Source organism: Aquipuribacter nitratireducens (assembly GCF_037860835.1).
GTDB classification, from domain to species: Bacteria; Actinomycetota; Actinomycetes; order Actinomycetales; family JBBAYJ01; genus Aquipuribacter; species Aquipuribacter nitratireducens.
Genome location: NZ_JBBEOG010000001.1, coordinates 209,951 through 229,978, shown reverse-complemented (window position 1 = coordinate 229,978; position 20,028 = coordinate 209,951). Strand labels below are relative to the sequence as shown.

Sequence of the window (20,028 nt, the reverse complement as noted above, 5' to 3'; positions counted from 1 at the left end):
CTCCGTTGGTCGGACCTGCGCCTGCGGACGGATCGTAGGCGTCACGACCGATCATGGGGACAGGTCGCGACACAACGGGGCGCGACACCGGCGGTCGCCGCTGCTGGCGACCCGCCGGTGACGCAGCGTCGCGCTCAGGCCCCGACAGGCACCTCGTTCGTCGGCGCGAAGAGACCGGTCGGGTCGACCGAGCGACGCACCGCGCGCAGCCGCTCCCACGCTGCCGCGTCGAACGCCGTCGAGGCGTCGACCGGCCCCTCGGCGAAGTTGAGGAGCTCACGCCCGGTCGAGAGCTGCCCGAGCGCCTCGCGCACGCGGGCGACGTCGGCCGCGCCCAGCGCGGCGACCTCGGGGGTCGGCGCGACCGCGACGAAGAACGCGAGGTAGCCGAACGGCAGGTGGTCGAGCGCACCCCCGTCCCGGGCCCGTCGCGCGAGCGCTCCGCCGAGGTGACGGAGCTCGGACACGAGCAGGGCGCACGGCACGTCCGGCCCCACGGCGCCGAGGAACGCGTCGACAGTCGCGTCGTCGAGCCCGTCGAGCGTGAGCGAGCCGCCGACGGACGGCGTCGGGCCCTCCGGGTCCATGTGGAGGCGGCTGAGCGCGGCAGCCGGCGTGCGGGCGAACGTGTCCATCTCCGGCTCGAGCGCCCGTAGCGCCGCGATCCGCGCGGCACCGGTCGCGTCGTCGCCGAGCACTGCCCCGTCGACCACGACGACGGTCCGCCCGGAGAGGAACGGCGGCAGCTCCGGCAGCGGCGGCAGACGGAGGATCCGGCACGACGTCGTCGTGTCCTCGGGCAGGTCGTGCGTCCAGCGCGCCCACGTGCGCACGACCTCGTCGGCGCGCGAGCCGTCCCACAGCAGCATCCCGGCGTACGCGTCCGCGATCGGGAGCAGCTCGAGCTCGATCGCCGTGACGACGCCGAAGCTGCCGCCGCCCCCGCGCACCGCCCAGAAGAGGTCGGTGTGCTCCTCCGCGGAGGCGCGCACGAGCTCCCCCTCGGCCGTGACGAGCTCGACGGCGCGGACGTGGTTCGCCGACAGCCCGTGGGCGCGGGCGTACCAGCCGATGCCGCCGCCGAGGGTGTAGCCGACGACGCCGACGTCCGGGGAGGACCCGTGGAGCACCGCGAGGCCGTGCTCCGCGACGACCGGCACGACGTCGTCCCAGATCGCGCCGGCGCCGACGCGGACGGTGCGGGTCGTGAGGTCGACGCTGACGTCGCGCATCGCGGTCGTGCGGACGAGGACGGTCCGCGACAGGTCGGTGTCGCGGGCACCGGCACCGTGGCCGGTCCCCTGCGGGGCGACGCGGAGGCCGTGGCGGGCGGCCGCCCGGACGACGCGGACGACGTCGTCGGCGCTCGTGGGGACGGAGACCGCCGCCGGTCGCTGGGCGACGGCGACGTTCCAGGGCGTCCGGACGACGTCGTAGTCGTCGTCCATCGGGAGGCGGACGAGGTCGCCGAGCTCGTGGCGCAGCGCAAGCTCGGCCGCAGCGGTGGTCGTGGGCGTGGTCGGGGTGGTGGTGATCGACACGGGGTCTCCAGGTCGGACGGGGCGGCCTCGGGTCGGACCGCTCGTGCCATGAGCCTGCGACCCGCCGTCCTGATACCCCATCCCCGCGGGCAGGGAGGTTCGCGGCCCGCTGACCTGGGAGGACGCCGTCCCCCAGCAATCTGGGGATGGCGCCGGCGGCCCCGGCGGCGTCACACTCCGTCGCATGACGACCGGTCTGGCGGCGCAGCGTGTGCTGCGGGACGTCGAGGTGGTCGCGCGCGCCGGGCTCGACCTCGAGACGTTCCTCTCGGAGGCGCTGGAGTCGCTGTCGCGGGCGCTGCCCTACGTCGGGGCGTGCGTCGGCACGGTCGACCCCGCCACGCACCTCCTGACCGGCACGTACAAGTTCGGGGACCTGCGCGGGCGCGACGAGCTCGACCACGAGTGGGGTCTGCTGGAGTACGGGCAGGCGGACACGACGAGCTTCCGCGACCTCGCCCGCGCCGAGGACCCGGCCGTCGCGGTGAGCGCGGTGCGACGCGACGAGCCGGAGGCGACCCGGCGGGTGCAGGAGTTCATGACGCCGTACTACGGCTACTCCGACGAGCTGAGGGTCATCGCGCGGGACCGGCAGCAGGTGTGGGCGGGCCTCGCGCTGTTCCGCGACCCGACGGGTGGGGACTTCGACGCCGACGACGTCGCGCTCGCCCGGGCCCTGTCGCCCGCACTGTCGGCGGGCATCCGCGGCGGTCTGCTCGCACGGACCGCGGACGAGACGCTGCGCGGGACGGCGGGCCCGGCCGTCATCGTCATCGGACCGGACGGGCACGTGAAGCAGTACAGCCACGGGGCGGCCGAACGCGTCGCCGACCTGCTCGGCACCATCACGACGCCCGAGGCGGACGGGATGATCAGCTCGCTGGTGGGGGCGTCGCGCCGGTTCGCGCAGGGTCTCGTCGACCTGCCGCCGCGGGCGCGGGTGCGCTCGCGCTCGGGCATGTGGCACGTGCTCCACGCCTCGCCGATGTGCGGGCCGGACGGTGCGGTGGGCGACGTCGTGGTGACGATCGACGAGGCCCGCCCGCCGGAGATCGTGCCCCTCGTCGTGTCGGCGTTCGGCCTGACACCGCGGGAGCGGGACGTCACGCAGCTCGTGCTCCGGGGCATGGACACGAAGGAGATCGGGACGAGCCTGCACCTGTCGTCGTGGACGGTGCAGGACCACCTGAAGGCGGTCTTCGACAAGGCCGGGGTGCGCAGCCGCCGCGAGCTCATCGCGCGGATCTACTTCGACCAGTACGTGCCGCGGATGCGCACCGAGGCGTCTGAGGCGTGGGGGTAGGGGTGTAACGGGGTGGGAAGGCTCAAGCGGGCGACCGCCCCGGTCGATCCACCTTCGAACCCGGGGACGCACCGGGCGGCGACGTCGACAGGAGAAGCGGGTGCGAGCCCTCCGTCACGCGAGCACGCGTCCCTGGCGCCGTACCGAGTTCCTCCGAACGGTCTCGCTGCTCGGCGGCCTCGCCCTGCTGGTGATTGCCGTCGTCAGTGCGGTGCACGCGGCACGGCAGAGCGCGCGCACCGACCTGGACGCCGCTCTCGCCGTCGAGGCCACCTCGCAGGCTGGCGAGCTGGCGGAGTACTTCGACCGCGCACGGAGCCTCAACCTGCTCCTCGCGCAGGACTCCGCCTTCCGCCGTTTCGAACCCGGTCCTGATGCTCCCCAGGATGACGAAGCGGTCGAGCTGGGTGGCGAGGCGGCCGCGGCCCTCGCCTACCTCGAGCGGCTGTATCCCGGACGTATCAGCGAGGCGTGCCTCATCGACGCCTCAGGGACCGAGCTCGCCCGGGTCGTCGAGGAAGAGGTCGCCCCGGCCGCCGAGCTGTCGACGGAGGAAGCCTCCGCACCCTTCTTCGCACCGACGATGGCGCTCTCGGCGGATCGGGTGCACCAGGCCGCGCCCTACCGGTCCCCGGACACGGACGTCATGGTGATCTCTAACTCGACGCCGCTGGTGACCGCAGCCGGTCGCGCGTGGGGTCTCGTCCACTTCGAGGTCGCGCTCGACAGCTTCCGCCCTGTCAGCGAGGACGCGCGCCGGTCGGGGATCCGCAGCGCCATCGTCGACCTGCCGTCCGGGGAGGTCGTGCTGACGGACGGACGGGGTGCATCGCCCTTCGGGACTGCCGACCCGGTTGCGGTGCGCGAGCTGGTCCGGACGGCCGTAAGAGGTTCGAGCCAGCTCGACGACCTGCCGGCCGCAGTCGCAGTCCTGCCGCGAGACCCCGACAACGTCAACGAGTGGGCTGTCGTGACGGTCGCCACGAGCCACGCGAATCCGTGGCAGGCGGTGCTCCGCCCAGCGACCGTGACGATGGCCGTGGCCGCCGTGCTCCTCCTCGGCCTCGCCGGGGTCCACCTGAGGTTGAGCCAGCGACAGGTTCGTCGGGCGAGCCTGTCCGACGAGCTCACCGGGCTGCCGAACCGCCGCCTGCTCGGCGAGCGCATCGCCCAGCAGCTCCTGCACGCCCGGCGACGCGGGACGACGCTCGCCGTGCTCCTCATCGACCTCGACCGGTTCAAGGAGGTCAATGACACTCTCGGTCACGGGTACGGCGACGTCCTGCTCAAGCAGGTCGCCGACCGACTCCGCGCCACCGTCCGCGACGTCGACACCGTGGCCCGTCTGGGCGGCGACGAGTTCGCCGTCCTCCTCAGCGACGTCGACGGCCGTGAGGGCGCCCTGACCCTCGCGCGTCGTTGCCTGGACGCGCTGCAGGGACCGTTCGTCGTCGACGGCGTCCGCCTGGCCGTGGAGGCGAGTCTGGGTATCGCCCTCGCCCCGCACCACGGTCGCGACGAGCAGGCGCTCCTGCGCGCGGCCGACGTCGCGATGTACGCCGCGAAGGAGACACGCGGCGGGGCCGTCCTCTACGACCAGGACCTCGACGTCAACACCCCCACCCGCCTCGCTCTGCTCGCCGACCTGCGCCGGGCGCTCCAGGAGGGCGAGCTCTACCTCACCTACCAGCCGAAGGTCGACGTCGCCGCCGACGAGGTGCGGGGCGTCGAGGCGCTCGTCCGCTGGGCGCACCCCACCCGCGGGCTCGTCACGCCGGCGGAGTTCGTCCCCGTCGCGGAGGGGACCGGCCTCATAGTCCCCCTGACCGTCCGCACGCTCGAGCTCGCCATCGCGCAGGCGAGGCGCTGGCTCGACGAGCAACGACCGCTGCAGATCGCGGTGAACCTCTCACCGCGCTGCCTGCTCGAGAGCGGCTTCGCCGGCACGGTGGCGGAGATCCTGTCCCGCCACGGGGTGCCCTCCGGGCTCATCCGCCTCGAGATCACCGAGAGCACGATCATGTCGGACCCCGCACGCGCCCTCGACGTCCTCCTCGCCCTGCGGGAGCTCGGGGTATCGCTGTCCATCGACGACTTCGGCACCGGGTACTCGTCGATGGCCTACCTCAAGCGGCTCCCGGTCGACGAGCTGAAGATCGACCGCTCGTTCGTCCTCGAGATGCTGCAGAACAGCGGCGACCAGGTTCTCGTCCGGTCCTCGATCGACCTCGGGCACAACCTCGGACTCGCGGTAGTGGCCGAGGGGGTCGAGGACGAGGCCACGCTCAGCGCGCTCACCGGCCTGGGGTGCGACGTCGTGCAGGGTTTCCACCTGGCACGTCCCATGAGCGCGGACCAGGTCGGATCGTGGCTCGACGGCCGCGGCCGACGGGCGACCCCAGGCGCGCCGCCCGCTCCCCGTGCGGCAACGGCCGAGGTCACGGGCTGATCACCATGCCCGGTCCCTACGGCGGGTCGGCCAGGACGAGCGGCGACTCTACGCGCCGGGCGCCGTGCGGGTGAGGTGACCGTCTCGTCACTGGCGTCGGTGCGGCTGCAGCTGCCTCGCGACGGGTAACGGCACCGAGGACCACGATTCGGATCCATCCGTCCGCACGTCGAGGTATCGCGGCACGGGGCAGACTGCTCCTGACCGTGACCGACCGGTGACATGGAAGGCGGGACACCCATGGCCGACGACGCCCAGGACGGCGTGCTCGTCCACGTCGAGGGACCACCGGACGGTGACGCCGAGGAGCTCGCCGAGCTCGTCCACCTCCTACGGCAGGACCTGCTCGACCTCGACGTCGACGCGGTCGACCCCGTCGAGGCCGACAGTGCCCCCGAGGGCGCGAAGGGCGTGACAGCCGCGGCCGGCTGGCTCGCCGTCCAGCTCGGACCGACGGCGCTGAAGGCGCTCGTGCGGCGGATCGCCGCGTGGGCGAGCCCGCCCGGGCGCAGCGTGGAGATCGTGCTCGGGGACGACACCCTCAAGGTGACGGGCCTCGACGACACCCAGCAGCAGAGGCTCATCGATGAGTGGCTTGAACGTCAGGCTGCCCGCGCCTGACCTGCCGGCAGGCGCCCGGAAGGCGCTCGTGGTCGCGACCACGAGCTACTCCGACACGACCCTGGACGCGCTCCGCGCCCCGGCGACCGACGCCGCCGACCTCGCCCAGCTGCTCGCGGACCCGGAGGTCGGCGCGTTCGACGTCACCACGGTCCTCGACCGGCCCGCGCACGACGTCCGCGTCGCCATCGAGGACTTCGCGCTGTCGTGCTCCCCCGGCGACGTCGCGCTCCTGTACGTCTCGTGCCACGGCGTCACCGACGCGCGGCGGCGGCTGCACTTCGCCACGACCGACACCGTCAAGGCACGGCTCGCCTCGACCGGTGTCTCGTCCGACTGGGTACACGACCGGCTCGTCGAGTGCCGCGCGCGGCGGCAGGTCGTCATCCTCGACTGCTGCTTCAGCGGGGCCTTCGGGCGCGGCGCCAAGGGCAGCACCGACGTCGGCCTCGACACCCTCGTGGGGCAGCCCGGCCGCGGGCAGGTGGTCCTCACCGCGTCGAGCGCCACGGAGTACTCCTTCGAGTCCCTCGACGACGCCGACGCCCACCCCGGCGACACCCCACCCGGGTCCGTGTTCACCACGGCGCTCCTCGAGGGTCTGCGCGACGGCGCCGCCGACCGCGACGGCGACGGGCACATCACCGTCGACGAGCTCTACACCTACGCCTACCAGCAGGTCCGCGCCGCGGGCGCCGCGCAGACCCCGCAGCGTTCCGTCGCCCACGGCGAGGGGCACATCGTCCTCGCGCGCAGCCGCGCGGGGCGGCCGGTCGAGGCCGAGCCGCTGCCGGACTCCCTGCGCGCGGCCCTGGAGAACCCGCACCCGAACGTGCGGGCGGGCGCGGTGCGCGAGCTCGGCGCGTGGCTCACCGGCGACGACCCCGGCCGGCAGGTCACCGCGCGTGAGCAGCTGGAGAGGACGGCGGCGGAGGACATCCCCCGCGTGGCGTCCGTCGCCCGGGAGCTGCTCGGCGTCACGACTGCTCCGGAGCCGACGGCCGTCCCCGTCGAGAGGCCACCGGAGACCGTCGCCCCGCCGCAGCCCGATCCCCCACCTGCTCCAGCGCCGGCCGCCATGCCGGAACCCGTGGAAGCACCCGCGCCGCGTCCGCGACCCGCACCGGCCGTCCCGCCCCTGCCGACGGCGTCGAGGCGCGTCCTGACCGGTCACCGGGGCCTCCGCGGGTTCAACAGCAAGGTGAGCCGCGTCCTGTGGTCCCCCGATGGCCGCGTGCTCGTGACGTGCGGCGACGACCGGACCGTCCGGTTCTGGGACCCGGCGACCGGCGCGCAGACCCGCAGCATCGACGCCGCGAGCGGCACCTTCATCGAGGTGCGCGCCCTCGACGCGACGGCGTCCTTCGACGTGGTCGCGACGGGCGCGACCGACGGGTCCGTCGCCGTGTGGGCCACCTCGAACGGGGAGCGCCAGAGCCTCGTCTGCGAGTCGGGCAGCCCGGCGAACGCCATCGCCTTCTCCCCCGACGGGGAGCGCCTCGCCGTCGCCACCGCCGACGGCAAGGTCGGTCTGTGGCGCTGGCGCACCCGGGAGCGCCTCGACCTCCACACCCACCGCTCCGCGATGGGCGCGACGTCGCTCGCCTTCTCCCCCGACGGCTCGACCCTGGCCGTGGTGGGCGGCGGCACCGAGTCGCGCCTCGTGGGGGTCCCCGGCGGGGCGGTGACCCGCCTGACGGAGGCGTCGAGGCCGTACGGCAAGGCAATGTCCGTCGCGTTCTCACCGCACGGGCGTGTGCTCGTGACGGGCGGTTCCGACGGGACCCTCCGGCTGTGGGACGCGAGGACAGGTGAGCAGCGGCTCGAGACCAAGGCGCACGACAACTGGGTGCGCGGCGTCGCGTTCCACCCCCGCGCCGGATTCGTCGCAACTGGGTCCGACGACCGCAGCGTCAGGCTGTGGGACACCGCGGGCAACCGCCTGGGCGCGCTGACGAAGCACCAGGGCTGGGTGCTGTCCGTCGCGTTCTCCCCCGACGGGCGAGAGCTCGCGAGCAGCAGCTCGGACAAGACGGTCCACATCTGGGCGTGAGCCCCGCGGTCGCGTCCCCCGCGGCTGGCACGATGCCGGCGTGGACGAGCTCCCGACCGCGCTCGACGTCGCCGCGCTCCGGCGGCACTTCCCCCAGCTCGCCGACGGCACGGCGTACTTCGACGGACCCGGCGGCACCCAGACCCCGGACGTGGTCGCCGACGCCGTCCACGACGCGCTGCTCGCGCCGCTGTCGAACCGCGGGACCCACACGGTCGCCGCGAGGAACGCCGACGCGATCACCCTCGCCGCGCGCGACGCCGTGGGGGACCTGCTCGGGACGAGCGCGGACACGGTCGTGTTCGGCCGCAGCGCCACCGAGCTGACGTTCCAGCTCGCGCGGACGCTGTCCCGCGGGTGGGCGCCGGGCGACGAGGTCGTCGTCACCAGGCTGGACCACGACGCGAACGTCCGGCCGTGGGTGCTCGCCGCCGAGGCCGTCGGGGCGCTGGCGCGGTGGGTGCCGTTCGACCCGATGACGGGCGAGCTCGACCCCGCCGACGTCGCGGCGGTCGTCGGCCCGCGGACACGCGTCGTCGCCGTCACCGGCGCGTCGAACCTCATCGGCACCCGACCGGACCTGCCTGCGATCGCCGCGACCGCGCACGAGGTCGGCGCGCTCCTGCACGTCGACGGGGTGCACCTCGCCGCCCACGCGTCGGTCGACGTGGCCGCGACGGGCGCCGACTCGTTCGTCTGCTCGCCGTACAAGTTCCTGGGCCCGCACTGTGGCGTGCTCACGGGCCGGGCGGACCTGCTGGAGTCGTTGCGCCCGGACAAGCTGCTGCCGAGCTCCGACGCCGTCCCCGAGCGTTTCGAGCTGGGGACGCTCCCGTACGAGCTGCTGGCCGGGACGACGGCGGCCGTCGACCTCCTCGCAGGCGTGGTGCCGTCCGCAGACGCCACCCGCCGTGACCGGCTGGTGGCCGGGCTGAGTGCCGTCGAGGCGCACGAGGACCGGCTCCGCGAGCGGATCGAGGCGGGACTCGTCGACCTGGGTTTCACCGTCTGGTCGAGGGCGAAGCTGCGGACTCCGACGCTCCTCTGCACGTCGTCGGCGATCCAGCCCACCGCCCTCATGCACGCACTGGCCGAGCGCGGGGTCGCGACGACGGCGGGCCACATGTACGCCATCGAGACCAGCTGCTGGCTCGGGCTCGGCGACGAGGGCGGACTGCGGATCGGAACGGCGCCGTACACCGACGACGGCGACGTCGACCGGCTCCTGGACGCGCTGGCGGACTGCCACCCCTGAGATCCGCGCCGCACGGGCTCGGGTCGCTCGCCGACGACCGCACGATGCGGCACCGACCACTGCTCGTGAGGGGTCGGTCCCGCTCCGTACATGCTGGTCAGGGGCTGTTCATGTTGCCTGTGGACAACTGTCAGGCGCGGTTGACGCGGTGAGGCACAATCACCGCGGACACGACGGAGGGAGACCGGCTCGTGCGGTGGGGACGACACCAGATGGCAGCGGGCGCCGCTGCTGTGGCGCTGCTGGCGACCGCGGCCTGCTCCGACGCCGACGCAGACGACCCGGTGTCGAGCGCGCCCGAGACGGTGGCTGCGCCGTCGTCACCGGTGGCGAGCGAAACACCCTCCGCTGCGCCGACAAGTGCGGCGCCTTCGCTGAGTCCGTCGGAGCAGGCAGTGGCAGAGGCCGAGCAGGCCTACCGGGCATGGGTGGATCTCCAGAACCGCGTGCTGCAGGATCCCCCGGAGATCTCGTCCGGCGACACCACCGACGACGAAACGCTCACCGCGTTCTTAACAGAGGTCCGCTTGTACGGCATCGAGGAAGCCGAGGCGGAACTTCTGCAAGGCGTTTTTCAGTACAACGACGAAGGCTGGCGGCAAGACGGCACCATCGAGGTCGCCAGCGTCGACGCCTTCGAGGTCGAGCCGACTCCTGAGGATGGGCGCCCATACGTTGAATTGGACGCTTGCCTACAACCTGTCGATGTCCGGATTCTCGAAGCGGACGGCGGCGAGGCCGAGGAGTTCGCAGATGTCGACATGGAGTCCGCGTACCCAAGTGGTGCCCGGGTCGAGTACGTCAGCGAGGATGGCCTCGAAGGCTGGTACGTGAAGCGGTTGGGTGGCGACGGGGAACGTTCGTGCTAGAGCGGTCGTCGATCGTGACAGCGGCGCTCGCCACCGGGTTGCTGCTGGGCTCGTGGCCCAGCCTTCCTGCGCACGCCGATAAGCACTGCAACAACGCCAACATCGGCTTCGGCTGTGGGATCGGTCGTGACCGTATTCCGTCGCCGGGCTCAGAGGCCGGCCGCGGGAGTTCAGAAGACATCGCTACTCCGACTTCGAACGAGACGCCAAGTCGGGGCCCGCTCGACGACTTCTGTCGGGAGCGAGCGCCGGCTTTCCCACCACCAGCACCCGACGACCCCATCTGGGGCGACGCTGACCCTGCCGAGAGCACGGTCATGCGGTGCTGGTTCGACAACGCGAGCGGGCCGGACGGCCTCCCCTACGTCGACTACGTCGTCGGGCCAGGCGGCGACACCGGCCCCGTGGTCGACCCCGCCGCGGTCGCGGCGTACCTCTTCCGTCAGATGGCCATCAGGCCCGTCCCGGTCGGCATGGCGCCGAGGACCGTGTCCGACGACGCCGACAGCCTCGGGCTCGTCGGTCTCCCGGTGTGGATGTGGGTGGACGAGGTCGACGCGCAGTCGTTCGGGCCGGCGTCGCTGTCCCTGTCCACCGGCGGTGTCACCGTCACCCTCGAGGCTGGCGTCGAGCGCGTCGAGTGGGACATGGGCGACGGCACGACGGTGACGTGCACGACGCCGGGCACCCCGTGGACGGAGGAGCGCGGCGCGACCGCCAGCCCGGACTGCGGGCACACGTACACCACGACGAGTGCAGGCCTGCCGGGCGAGGCCTTCCCGGTCACCGCCACGTCCTACTGGGTCGCCAACTGGAGCGCGAGCACCGGGCCGAGCGGCGTCCTCACCCAACAGCTCCAGGCCACCGAGCAGGTGCATGTCGGGGAGTCCCAGGTCGTCGTGACGTCCGACTAACGTCGGACCACGGGGCGAGATCCGACGGGAGGCGACACGAGGGAACCGTGGCACCTGGGCAGAGCACACGGGGGCGACGCGCAGCCGTCGTCCTCGTCGTCGCGGCGGCGGCTGTCGCCGGGCTGACTCTGGCCCTCGGCGACGACTCCGAGCCCCCGACGGCCCCCGAGCCCTCGTCGTCCCCGACCGAGCAGCCCGTCGCCGGCCCCCGCCTCGGCCCCGACGGCCTGGAGGCGCTCGCGCTCGGCGAGCCGGTCGACCCCGACCTGTGGAGCGTCTCCATCGAGAACGGCTGCAACCGCAGCCTCTCCGGCCTCACGGACGAGCTGCGCGCCCTCGGCGTCGGTACGAACGTCCGGGTCGAGACCGACGGGGACGACGTCGTCGCCGTCACGCTCGTCGAGCGATCCACCAGCGTCACCGCGCCCGGTGCCCTGCCTGACGTGTGGCTCGGACCCACGCTCGGTGACCCCATCGCCGAGGCCCTCGCGCTGCCCGGCGCGCGCGTCGTCACGGAGGACCCTCGGTGACGACGGACCGGGCGTCACGAGCGTCGTGGTCGAGACCGACGCCGGTCAGGTCGTCTTCGCCGACCCGCCCTACGACCCCGTCACCCCGACCGAGGGGCGGATCAGCCACATCACGGTCCGCACCGGCGACGAGGTCCGCTGCCCGCTCTTCGATACCGCCTCCCGGGTGCAGCCGGACGACATCGCCGACCCCGACGCCCCTGTCGCCACCTTCGAGCCGACCGGGACCGCCGACATCCGCCTCGGCGACCCGGTGGCGGACGCCGAGCGCGCCGCGCTCGTCGTGCCCGACCAGGATCTGCCGGCGACGGACCACCTACCGGACCACCTCGCGCGCTGCGACGCGTGGACGACGACCGACGGGACGGACAGCGTCGTGCTCGTCGACAGCGAGGGCGCCGTCGTGGCCGTGGGGTCCCGAGGCGCCGGCAACGGCTTCGAGACGACATTCGGCGTGGCTCCCGCTCAGCCCGCGGACGAGGCCGCCGACGAGCTGGGGACGGACCCGCCGCCACCCCCCTTCACGGCAGGGCCCGGTGAGGTCGTCACCACGTTCGAGGCCACCCTCGCGCCCGGAACCGTCGTCACCCTCGTCAGCGAGCCCGAGTGGCTGCCGATCGAGACGATCGACGCGACGCTGCTCGGCCCGCTGCGCGTCACGGGCGTGACGGTCCATGTCGAGGACGCCACGTGCTGACCCAGTACCTTGCAGTTCTAACTTAGCGCCCTTAGTCTTGCAGGGTGCGCGAGCGGACCCTCACCTTCGACCTCCACGCCCTGACCGCGCGCCTCGACCGCAGCGCCGACCGGCTGCTCCGCACCCATCTCGACCTGCCGTACCGCCGGTTCCTCGCGCTCCTGCTGGTCGGCGAGGACTCCCCCACCCAGCGGGTGCTGGCCGAACGGCTCGGCGTGACCGAGCCGTCCACGAGCCGCATGGTGGGGGTCCTCGCGGACGTGGGCCTGCTCGAGGTCGTCCCCGACCCCGCGGGCGGGAACCGACGCCGGCTCAGCCTGACCCCGGCGGGCAAGGACAGGGTCGAGGCGTGCCTGCAGCTGCTCGAGGGCCGGTTCTCGGACCTCGTCGCCCGCAGCGGCGTCGACTACGACCGCTACGCCGAGGACACCCGTCGTCTCATCAGCGCGCTCGACGACACCAGCGCTCCCCCACCGGAGGGATGACCAACGTGACCGCTCCACTCGCGCTCGTCGCCGCGCACGCCGCGACCGCCGTCCTCGCGCTCGGCCTCGGCGGCTACGCCCTGCTCCGGCGGCGCAAGGGCGACACCGTCCACCGCCTCGTCGGCTGGGCGTGGGTGCTCGGCATGACGTTCGTCGCGACGAGCTCCTTCGCGATCCGCGACCTGCGCGACGGACGCTTCAGTGTCCTCCACGTCTTGTCCGTCGTGACGCTCGTGTCGCTCGTCCTCGGCGTCCGTGCCGCCCGCCGGCACCAGGTCCAGGCGCACCGCGGCAACATGCTCGGCAGCTACCTCGGTCTCACCGGTGCCTTCGTCGGCGCCGTCGTCGTGCCCGACCGGCTCGTCCCCACCTTCGTCGTCACCCAGCCGCTCGGCGCGGCCGCCGCGGCCCTCACGCTGGTCGCGTCGTGGGTCGTCCTCGTCGGCGGCGCCCACTGGTACGCCCGTCGCAGCCGCCTCGTGCGCCGGCAGCACCGCGCTGCAGTGCCAGCACGGTTGTCATCCGCGCAGGCGTGACGATCGTGGTGGAGGTATGGACACTGCCGTTCACCGGGTCGTGACCGCCCGCAGCCAGGTCACCCGTCTCCTCGCCGTGCTCGCCCTCGTGCTTCCGGCGCTCCTCCTCCCCAGCAGCGCACAGGCGGCCACGCCGCACTGCGGCATCTACTGGGGCTCCCTCGCCAAGTCGTCTTCCGCCACTGTGCCGCGGGGCGTGCCGACGGGCGACGTCACAAACGTCCGCACGGGTCGGCACGCCTGCTACGACCGGCTCGTGATCGACGTCGACGGCGCCTCCCACGGGTTCTCCGTCCGCTACGTCGACAAGGTCCGCGGCGACGCCTCCGGCCTCGTCATCCCGACCGCCGGCGGGGCCCGCCTGCAGATCGTCGCCAAGGCGCCCGCCTACGACGACGACGGCAACCCGACCTTCCTGCCGAACCGCGCCCGGGTCAGCGACGTCACCGGCTACCGGACCTTCCGGCAGGTGACGTGGGCGGACACGTTCGAGGGCCAGACGTCCCTCGGGCTCGGGGTCCGCGCCCGGCTCCCGTTCCGCGTGTTCACCCTCGCCGGACCGGGGAGCGGGAGCAGGATCGTCGTCGACGTCGCCCACCGCTGGTGACACCGCGCGCACGGCACGACGAGGAGGTGACGCCCTGAAGGCCGTCGTCCGCGACAGGTACGGCCCGCCCGCCGAGGTGCTGCGGGTCGCCGAGGTCCCCGACCCGGGTCCGCCCGGGCCGGGGCAGGCGCTCGTCGCCGTCCGCGCATCGAGCGTCCACGCCGATGCCTGGCACACCGTCACGGGCCTGCCGTACGTCATGCGGCTCATGGGCAACGGCCTGCGACCCCGCGGCGGCGTCCCCGGCAGCGACGTGGCGGGCGCCGTCGTCGCGGTCGGAGACGGAGTCGACCACCTCTCCCCCGGCGACCGGGTGTGGGGCGAGACGATCGACGGCATCCCGTGGCGCGACGGCGGCGCGTGGGCCGAACGCGTCCTCGCGCCGGCCGACGCCCTCGCCCGCATCCCGCCCGGCGTCAGCGACGAGCAGGCCGTGGCCGTCGGCACACCCGGCGTCCTCGCCCTCGAGGTGCTCCGCGACCAGGGCCGGCTGCGGGCCGGTGCGAGCGTGTGCGTGAACGGCGCCGCCGGCGCCATGGGGCAGCAGCTCGTCCAGCTCGCCAAGGCCCTCGGGGCGGGGAGGGTCGTCGGCGTCGACCGGGGCGAGACCGCCGACGCGTTGCGCGCGCTCGGCTGCGACGACGCCGTCGACCACCTGACGGACGACGTCACGACCCGCGGCGAGCGCTTCGACGTCGTCATCGACGTCGCGAGCTCCCGGCCCTACCGCGACTGGTGGCCCGTGCTCGCCCCGCACGCGACGTACGTCCGGGTCGGTCACGACCACTACGGCCAGGGCATGAACCGGTGGCTCGGCAGCATGGTCGGGGTCCTGTCCCTCATGGCCAGAGCGCCGTTCGACGAGCACATCCACGGTGTCGACCGCTCCGCGCCACGACCGCAGCGCCTCGCCGAGCTCAGCGCGATGCTCGCGGACGGGGTGCTCAGGCCGACCGTGGCCGCGGCCCTCCCGCTCGAGCGCACCGTCGAGGCCCTCCGGCTGCTGGAGTCCGGGACCGTCGCCGGCCGGATCGTCCTCACGATCGGCCGCGGCGCGTGACGCGCTCGGTCAGCCCACCGTGGGCGACGCTCCCCCGCACGAACGCCACACGAGCGTCGCGACGCGGAGCGCCCAGTCGTCCGGCGGCGACGTGCCGGCGAGTGCCAGCGCGTACCACGACCCTGTGAGGAAGCTGCCCGCGACGAGCAGGTCGGCCTCGGCAGGCAGCTCGCCCGCCGCGACGGCGTCGACCATCGCGAGCCCCGACGGGGGTGACCTCGTCGCCGACTCCTGGTCCGACCCGTCCGACGAGTCGGGCTACTCCGCCCACGACCTCATCAGCCGCGGCTTCGTCGCGAGCCCCGAGCACCTCGCCCTCACGAAGGGCACCCCGGCGCTCGCCGACGTCGACATCGACTCCTTCGACGCCCTCTTCCTCGTGGGCGGGCAGGCGCCCATGTACACGTTCCGCCGCGACGAGCGGGTCAAGGACCTCGTCGGGCGCTTCCTCGCCTCGGGACGGGTCGCCGCGGTCGTGTGCCACGCGACGTGCGTGCTGCTCGACGCCCGCATGCCCGACGGGTCGCTCGTCGTCGAGGGCCGGACGTGGACGGGCTTCGCCGACTCCGAGGAGCGCTTCGCCGACGACTTCGTCGGGACGAAGATCCAGCCGTTCTGGATCGAGGAGGAGGCCCGCACCATGACCGGCACGAACTTCGTCGTCCAAGGCCGGTTCCGCGCCCACGCGGTCCGCGACGGCGACCTCGTCACCGGGCAACAGCAGTACTCCGGTGCCGCCGCCGCGCGGCTCGTCGTCGAGGCGCTCGGACGGTGAACGTCACCGTCGTCGGCGCCGGTCGGGTCGGCCGGGCGCTCGCGGCCAACCTCGCCGGGGCCGGCCACGCCGTGACCGTCGCCGTCGGGCGGGACCCGGACGAACCGTTCCCGGACGGCACCACGACGGCACCCCTCGACGGCGCCGGCGCCACGGCGGACCTCACGGTGCTCGCCGTCCCCTTCGACGCGGTCGCCCAGGTCGTCCCCCGGCTCGGACTGCCCGACGGTGCCGTCCTCGTCGACGCGACGAACCCCTTCGGCCGCACGGTGCCGGCCGGGCTGCCGTCGGGGGCTGCTCACGTCGCCGCGGTGGCCGGCCCGGACGTCCACGTCGTCAAGGCGTTCAACGTGCTCGGTGCGGAGCACATGGCCTCCCCGGCGTTGCCCGACGGTGCGTGCCCGCTGCTGCCCGTCGCGGGCGACGACACCGCCGCTCGCGATCGCGTCGTCGTCCTCGCCGCGGAGCTCGGCTTCGACGCCGTCGCCGTCGGCGGGCTCGACGCCGCGGCCCTGCTGGAGGAGGCCGCCCGGTACTGGGGCCTGCTCGCCTTCGCGGGCGGGCTCGGCCGCCAGGTCGTCCTCGTCGCGCACCGGAGGGCCGTCCCGTGAGCCTCCTCGTCCCGTCCGTCCTCCGCGACCCGGACGAGCCCCACCGTGCGGCCACCCCGCTCGAGCTGCTCTTCGACCTGTGCTTCGTTGTCGCCGTCGCGCTCCTGGCGACCGAGCTGCACCACGGCATCGTCGAGCACCACGCGCTCGAGGCGACCCTGACGTACCTCGTCCTCTTCGCCCCCGTGTGGTGGGTGTGGGTGAGCCACACGTGGTTCGCGACCGCGTTCTCCCACGACGACCCGTTGAGCCGCGCGCTCACGATGCTCCAGATGGCGGGGGTGCTCGCGCTCGCCGCCACCGTCCCGACCGCCGCGGCCGGCGACCTGGGCCCCTTCGTCCTCGCGTACGTCGCCATGCGGGTGCCGCTCGTGGCCCAGTGGCTGCGCGCCGCGAGGGACGACCCCCCTCACCGTGCCTTCGCGCTCACCTACGCGTACGGGTCGGTCGTCGCGATGGTGGTGTGGCTCGTCGCCGGTGCCGTGCCCGGCCCGGGCAGGCGGCTCGTCGTGGGCGCCGCGCTCGCGGTCGAGCTCGCGACGCCGGTCCTCGCGACCCGGCGCGCCACCGGTCGCGTCTACCACCGGGGGCATGTCGCCGAGCGCTACGGGCTGTTCACGATCATCGTGCTCGGCGAGACCATCCTCGCCGTCGTCGTCGGCCTCCGGGACGCCCTCGACGGGGAGGGGGCCGCGTCGGTGCCGGTGGTCGTCGGTGCGAGCGCCCTGGTGGTCGGTCTCGCGGTGTGGTGGCTGTACTTCGACCTCGTCGGGACCGGGGGCATCGCCCGCGAACGCCGCGCCGCGTTCGTCTGGGGCTACGGGCACTACGTCCTCTTCGCCGCAGTGGCCGCGGTCGGCGCGGGTGTCGTGGCCCAGCTCGAGCTCGACCACGCCCAGGAGGGCAGCGGCCTGCTGCCCGCTGCGGCCGTCGGGGTCCCGACGGCCGCGGCGCTGGTCGCGGTGGCGTGGCTGCAGTCCGTCAGCGGCGGGGACCGGCTCCCCGGCGTCTGGCTGCCCCTGGCCGCCACGGCGTGCCTCGCGGTCGTCGCGGTGGCCGGGATCGGCGACTGGTCCGCCCCTGCCGCGGATCTCGCGCTGGCCGGGGTGGCCGTCGCGGTGCTCGGCGCGTGGCTCGTGCGGGCACGACAGGGGCGCCGCCGCACCGGTGAGGGTGCGACGGCGCCCGCCGTCCCGGTGTGAGGTGCGTCAGGCCGGCGCGGGGTGCGACGGCTGGGCGGTGGTCGTGGCCTCCTCGGCCATGGCCGCGACCGGCATGTCGGCCTCGGCGTCCGGCCCCTCGGGCATCGCCGAGCCCGGCATGCCGTCGAGCTCGATGACCGTCGCTCCGGACTCCGTGGACTCCATGGGCGACATGCCGGCGACCGGCATGTCGCCCACCAGCTGCTCCTGCGCCGCCGCCTCGTAGGACTCGGTGTCGGCCCGCTGCTCCGGCATCTGCTCGCCGAGCTCCAGGGACGTCACCTCCGCCTGCTCGTCGACGGTGAGGAACGGCTGGTTCTGCCACTGGTGCCACATCGCGTTGTCGGTGCCGCGCGCGAACACCTCGAGCCGCCCGTCGGCGTTCGACGCGACCGTCGGCTCGGTCGTGATGACCCCGCCGCGCGACGCCCAGCCCGACCACGTGCCGTTCGGGGCGACCTGCCACTTGTGCCACAGGGCGTTGTCCGTGCCGCGGGCGAACACCTCGAGGCGACCCGACCGGTTGCGCCCGACCGCGGGGTCGGACGTGATGACCCCGCCGAGCGAGGCCCAGCCGGACCAGCCACCCGGGACCTGCCACTTGTGCCACAGGGCGTTGTCCGTGCCGCGGAGGAAGATCTCGAGGCGGCCGTCGGCGTTGTTGCCGCACGCGATGTTCGACGTGATGACCCCCCCGAGGGACGCCCACCCGGACCAGCCGTTGCTCGGGGCCGTCTGCCAGCGGTGCCACACCGCGCCGTCGGTGCCGCGCGCGAAGAACTCCATGCGCCCGTCCCCGTTGACCCCGACGGTGATGTCGGAGGTGATGACGCCGCCGAGGGAGCTCCATCCCGCCCACGTGCCGTTCGGGGCGGTCTGCCAACGGTGCCACACGGCGCCGTCGGTGCCGCGCGCGAAGACCTCGAGGCGCCCGTCCCGGTTCCGGCTGACGGCGGGCGGGCCGGTGATGACGCCGCCGAGGGAGTGCCAGCCCGACCAGCTGGGTCCAGACGTCTGCCACTGGTGCCACAGGGCGTTGTCGGTGCCGCGGGCGAAGATCTCGATGCGCCCGTCGGCGTTGCGCCCGGCGGCGATGTCGGAGGTGATGACCCCGCCGCGGCTCGCCCAGCCCGACCAGCCGTTGCTCGGGGCGGTCTGCCAGCGGTGCCAGACGGCGCCGTCGGTACCGCGGACGAACGGCTCCATGCGCCCGTCGCCGTTGATCCCGACCGTGATGTTGCTCGTGATGACGCCCCCGAGGGAGCTCCAGCTGGACCACGCCGACGGCGGCGCCGGGTAGAGCCGACGGAATCCGTCGACGTCGTCCTGCGTGAGCGCGCGCTTGGTGAAGTTGGCGGAGACGGTCGGCGCCATGACCGCGCCGGCGACGCTCGAGTGGGCGAGCCCGACGATGTGGCCGAGCTCGTGGAGCGCGACGGTCTCGATGTCGAAGGCCCCGCTCACCGCACCGACGCTCCACGTGTGCTCGGTGTCGTCGAAGTGGACGGGCTTGGGGAGGGTGTTGGTCACGACGCTGCAGCCGGGCGGGAAGTCGGCGTGGGCGAGGACCCCGCCGACCATCGAGTGGTCCGGGTCGTTCGCGGGCCGCCACCCGATGCGGATGTCGGGCGAGGCGCCGACGGCGACCTCGGTGAACGTGAGGCCGCCGAGGCCCCGCCACGTCGCGATGGCGCGGCGGATCGCGTCGAACTCCCCACCCCCGGCGACGTCGTCCGTTCCGGTGTCGAACGCGAAGGTGAGCGAGCGGTCGGCCCACGCGCACGTCGTCGCGAAGTCGATGCTGTTCGGGTCGCCCTGCGGGTCCGGCAGGGCGCAGCGGGGCTGCATCATCGCCTCGCGCGTCGCCTCGTCGAACACGCCCGTCGGCTCGAGGCCGTAGAAGCGCTGGAAGCGGGCGAGCGCCTCCTGCGTGGGGTCGTCGTTCTCCATGAGGTGCACGGCGGTGCGGTCGAGGTAGCCGAAGCGGTCGAGGAACTCCTGGACCCCTGCGAAGCCCTCGTTCTCCTCCCCGGGGGAGGTCGTCGGCACGTCCGCGAGGTGGGTGAACGCTCTGACGTCGTCAGGCATCGGTGTCTCCCTGCTGTGGGTGGGTCGGGTGGATGCTGCGGAGGATGCGGAGCGCGTCGGGCTGATACGCCTCCTGCTCGACGTGGACGGCGACGGTCGGGCCGCCGGGCACGGTCGTGGCGAGGACCCGGCCGCCGTCCTCGTCGTCGAAGGCGACGAGGTCGAGGTCGGTGCCGTCGACGGCCTCCGACCACGCCCGGAAGCCGGGCCGCGCGCCGTAGCCCTCGAGCCGGTCGCGGAACGGCGTCGCGTCGACCGTGAGCCGGAGACCAGCGTCCTCGAGGACGACGACGCCGCCCTCGACCCCCTGCTCCTCCGACGGCGCCATGCCGTCCGGCACCTCGACGTCCGCGCCCGCGAGGCGCAGGCGCCGCCAACCGCGGCCACCCGTCACGACGACCAGTGAAGCCCTCGGTGACGCCCCGCGGACAG

The 20,028-nt window shown here is 73.8% G+C and carries 19 protein-coding genes; 16 read left to right on the top strand and 3 right to left on the bottom strand.

Annotated features, from left to right (window positions below):
• Window positions 1–134: 134 nt before the first annotated feature.
• Window positions 135–1,541: an FAD-binding oxidoreductase gene (locus tag WAB14_RS00990; protein WP_340266516.1), complete on the bottom strand. Its 1,407-nt coding sequence runs from the start codon at window positions 1,539–1,541 to the stop codon at window positions 135–137.
• A 184-nt stretch (window positions 1,542–1,725) separates the two neighbouring features.
• Between WAB14_RS00990 and WAB14_RS00985 the strand changes: the two genes are divergently transcribed.
• The 16 genes from WAB14_RS00985 to WAB14_RS00910 all read left to right on the top strand — a co-directional run bounded on the left by WAB14_RS00985 (window position 1,726) and on the right by WAB14_RS00910 (window position 17,508).
• On the top strand, window positions 1,726–2,844 hold the full coding sequence (locus tag WAB14_RS00985; RefSeq protein ID WP_340266515.1) for a helix-turn-helix transcriptional regulator: 1,119 nt from the start codon (window positions 1,726–1,728) through the stop codon (window positions 2,842–2,844).
• A gap of 100 nt (window positions 2,845–2,944) precedes the next feature.
• On the top strand, window positions 2,945–5,293 hold the full coding sequence (locus tag WAB14_RS00980; RefSeq protein ID WP_340266514.1) for a putative bifunctional diguanylate cyclase/phosphodiesterase: 2,349 nt from the start codon (window positions 2,945–2,947) through the stop codon (window positions 5,291–5,293).
• 240 nt (window positions 5,294–5,533) lie between these two features.
• Window positions 5,534–5,914, top strand: a complete 381-nt coding sequence (locus tag WAB14_RS00975) for a hypothetical protein (RefSeq protein WP_340266513.1) — start codon at window positions 5,534–5,536, stop codon at window positions 5,912–5,914.
• On the top strand, window positions 5,880–7,967 hold the full coding sequence (locus tag WAB14_RS00970) for a caspase, EACC1-associated type (protein WP_340266512.1): 2,088 nt from the start codon (window positions 5,880–5,882) through the stop codon (window positions 7,965–7,967). Before WAB14_RS00975 ends, WAB14_RS00970 begins: the two co-directional genes overlap by 35 nt.
• Window positions 7,968–8,007: 40 nt before the next feature.
• A complete protein-coding gene (locus WAB14_RS00965) occupies window positions 8,008–9,222 on the top strand; it encodes a cysteine desulfurase-like protein (protein WP_340266510.1) in 1,215 nt (404 codons plus the stop codon).
• Window positions 9,223–9,434: 212 nt separating this feature from the next.
• Window positions 9,435–10,091, top strand: a complete 657-nt coding sequence (locus tag WAB14_RS00960) for a hypothetical protein (RefSeq protein WP_340266508.1) — start codon at window positions 9,435–9,437, stop codon at window positions 10,089–10,091.
• Window positions 10,092–10,408: 317 nt separating this feature from the next.
• Window positions 10,409–11,005: a hypothetical protein gene (locus WAB14_RS00955; protein ID WP_340266507.1), complete on the top strand. Its 597-nt coding sequence runs from the start codon at window positions 10,409–10,411 to the stop codon at window positions 11,003–11,005.
• 47 nt (window positions 11,006–11,052) lie between these two features.
• The gene (locus WAB14_RS00950) at window positions 11,053–11,535 is read left to right on the top strand and encodes a hypothetical protein (RefSeq protein WP_340266506.1); all 483 of its coding nucleotides are present in this window, start codon (window positions 11,053–11,055) and stop codon (window positions 11,533–11,535) included.
• 25 nt (window positions 11,536–11,560) lie between these two features.
• On the top strand, window positions 11,561–12,232 hold the full coding sequence (locus WAB14_RS00945) for a hypothetical protein (RefSeq protein ID WP_340266505.1): 672 nt from the start codon (window positions 11,561–11,563) through the stop codon (window positions 12,230–12,232).
• Window positions 12,233–12,276: 44 nt separating this feature from the next.
• The gene (locus WAB14_RS00940; protein ID WP_340266504.1) at window positions 12,277–12,717 is read left to right on the top strand and encodes a MarR family winged helix-turn-helix transcriptional regulator; all 441 of its coding nucleotides are present in this window, start codon (window positions 12,277–12,279) and stop codon (window positions 12,715–12,717) included.
• A 5-nt stretch (window positions 12,718–12,722) separates the two neighbouring features.
• Window positions 12,723–13,253 carry a DUF2306 domain-containing protein gene (locus WAB14_RS00935; protein ID WP_340266503.1) on the top strand — a complete coding sequence of 177 codons (531 nt, stop codon included), beginning with the start codon at window positions 12,723–12,725 and terminating at the stop codon, window positions 13,251–13,253.
• Between the two features lie 16 nt (window positions 13,254–13,269).
• Window positions 13,270–13,860 (top strand): AMIN-like domain-containing (lipo)protein, encoded by a 591-nt coding sequence (locus WAB14_RS00930; protein WP_340266501.1) that lies wholly within the window; start codon window positions 13,270–13,272, stop codon window positions 13,858–13,860.
• Between the two features lie 76 nt (window positions 13,861–13,936).
• The gene (locus WAB14_RS00925; RefSeq protein ID WP_340266499.1) at window positions 13,937–14,920 is read left to right on the top strand and encodes an NAD(P)-dependent alcohol dehydrogenase; all 984 of its coding nucleotides are present in this window, start codon (window positions 13,937–13,939) and stop codon (window positions 14,918–14,920) included.
• Window positions 14,921–15,044: 124 nt separating this feature from the next.
• Window positions 15,045–15,695 (top strand): type 1 glutamine amidotransferase domain-containing protein, encoded by a 651-nt coding sequence (locus tag WAB14_RS00920; RefSeq protein WP_340266496.1) that lies wholly within the window; start codon window positions 15,045–15,047, stop codon window positions 15,693–15,695.
• Entirely contained in the window at window positions 15,692–16,306 is a 615-nt protein-coding gene (locus tag WAB14_RS00915; RefSeq protein WP_340266494.1) for an NADPH-dependent F420 reductase, read from the top strand. The genes WAB14_RS00920 and WAB14_RS00915 overlap by 4 nt, the downstream gene beginning before the upstream one ends.
• The gene (locus tag WAB14_RS00910) at window positions 16,303–17,508 is read left to right on the top strand and encodes a low temperature requirement protein A (RefSeq protein WP_340266492.1); all 1,206 of its coding nucleotides are present in this window, start codon (window positions 16,303–16,305) and stop codon (window positions 17,506–17,508) included. Before WAB14_RS00915 ends, WAB14_RS00910 begins: the two co-directional genes overlap by 4 nt.
• A 6-nt stretch (window positions 17,509–17,514) precedes the next feature.
• Here WAB14_RS00910 and WAB14_RS00905 read toward each other — a convergent pair whose 3' ends face one another.
• Both WAB14_RS00905 and WAB14_RS00900 read right to left on the bottom strand, forming a co-directional pair.
• Window positions 17,515–19,596: a DUF8189 domain-containing protein gene (locus WAB14_RS00905; protein ID WP_340266491.1), complete on the bottom strand. Its 2,082-nt coding sequence runs from the start codon at window positions 19,594–19,596 to the stop codon at window positions 17,515–17,517.
• Window positions 19,589–19,990 (bottom strand): hypothetical protein, encoded by a 402-nt coding sequence (locus WAB14_RS00900; RefSeq protein WP_340266490.1) that lies wholly within the window; start codon window positions 19,988–19,990, stop codon window positions 19,589–19,591. Before WAB14_RS00900 ends, WAB14_RS00905 begins: the two co-directional genes overlap by 8 nt.
• Window positions 19,991–20,028: the final 38 nt, after the last annotated feature.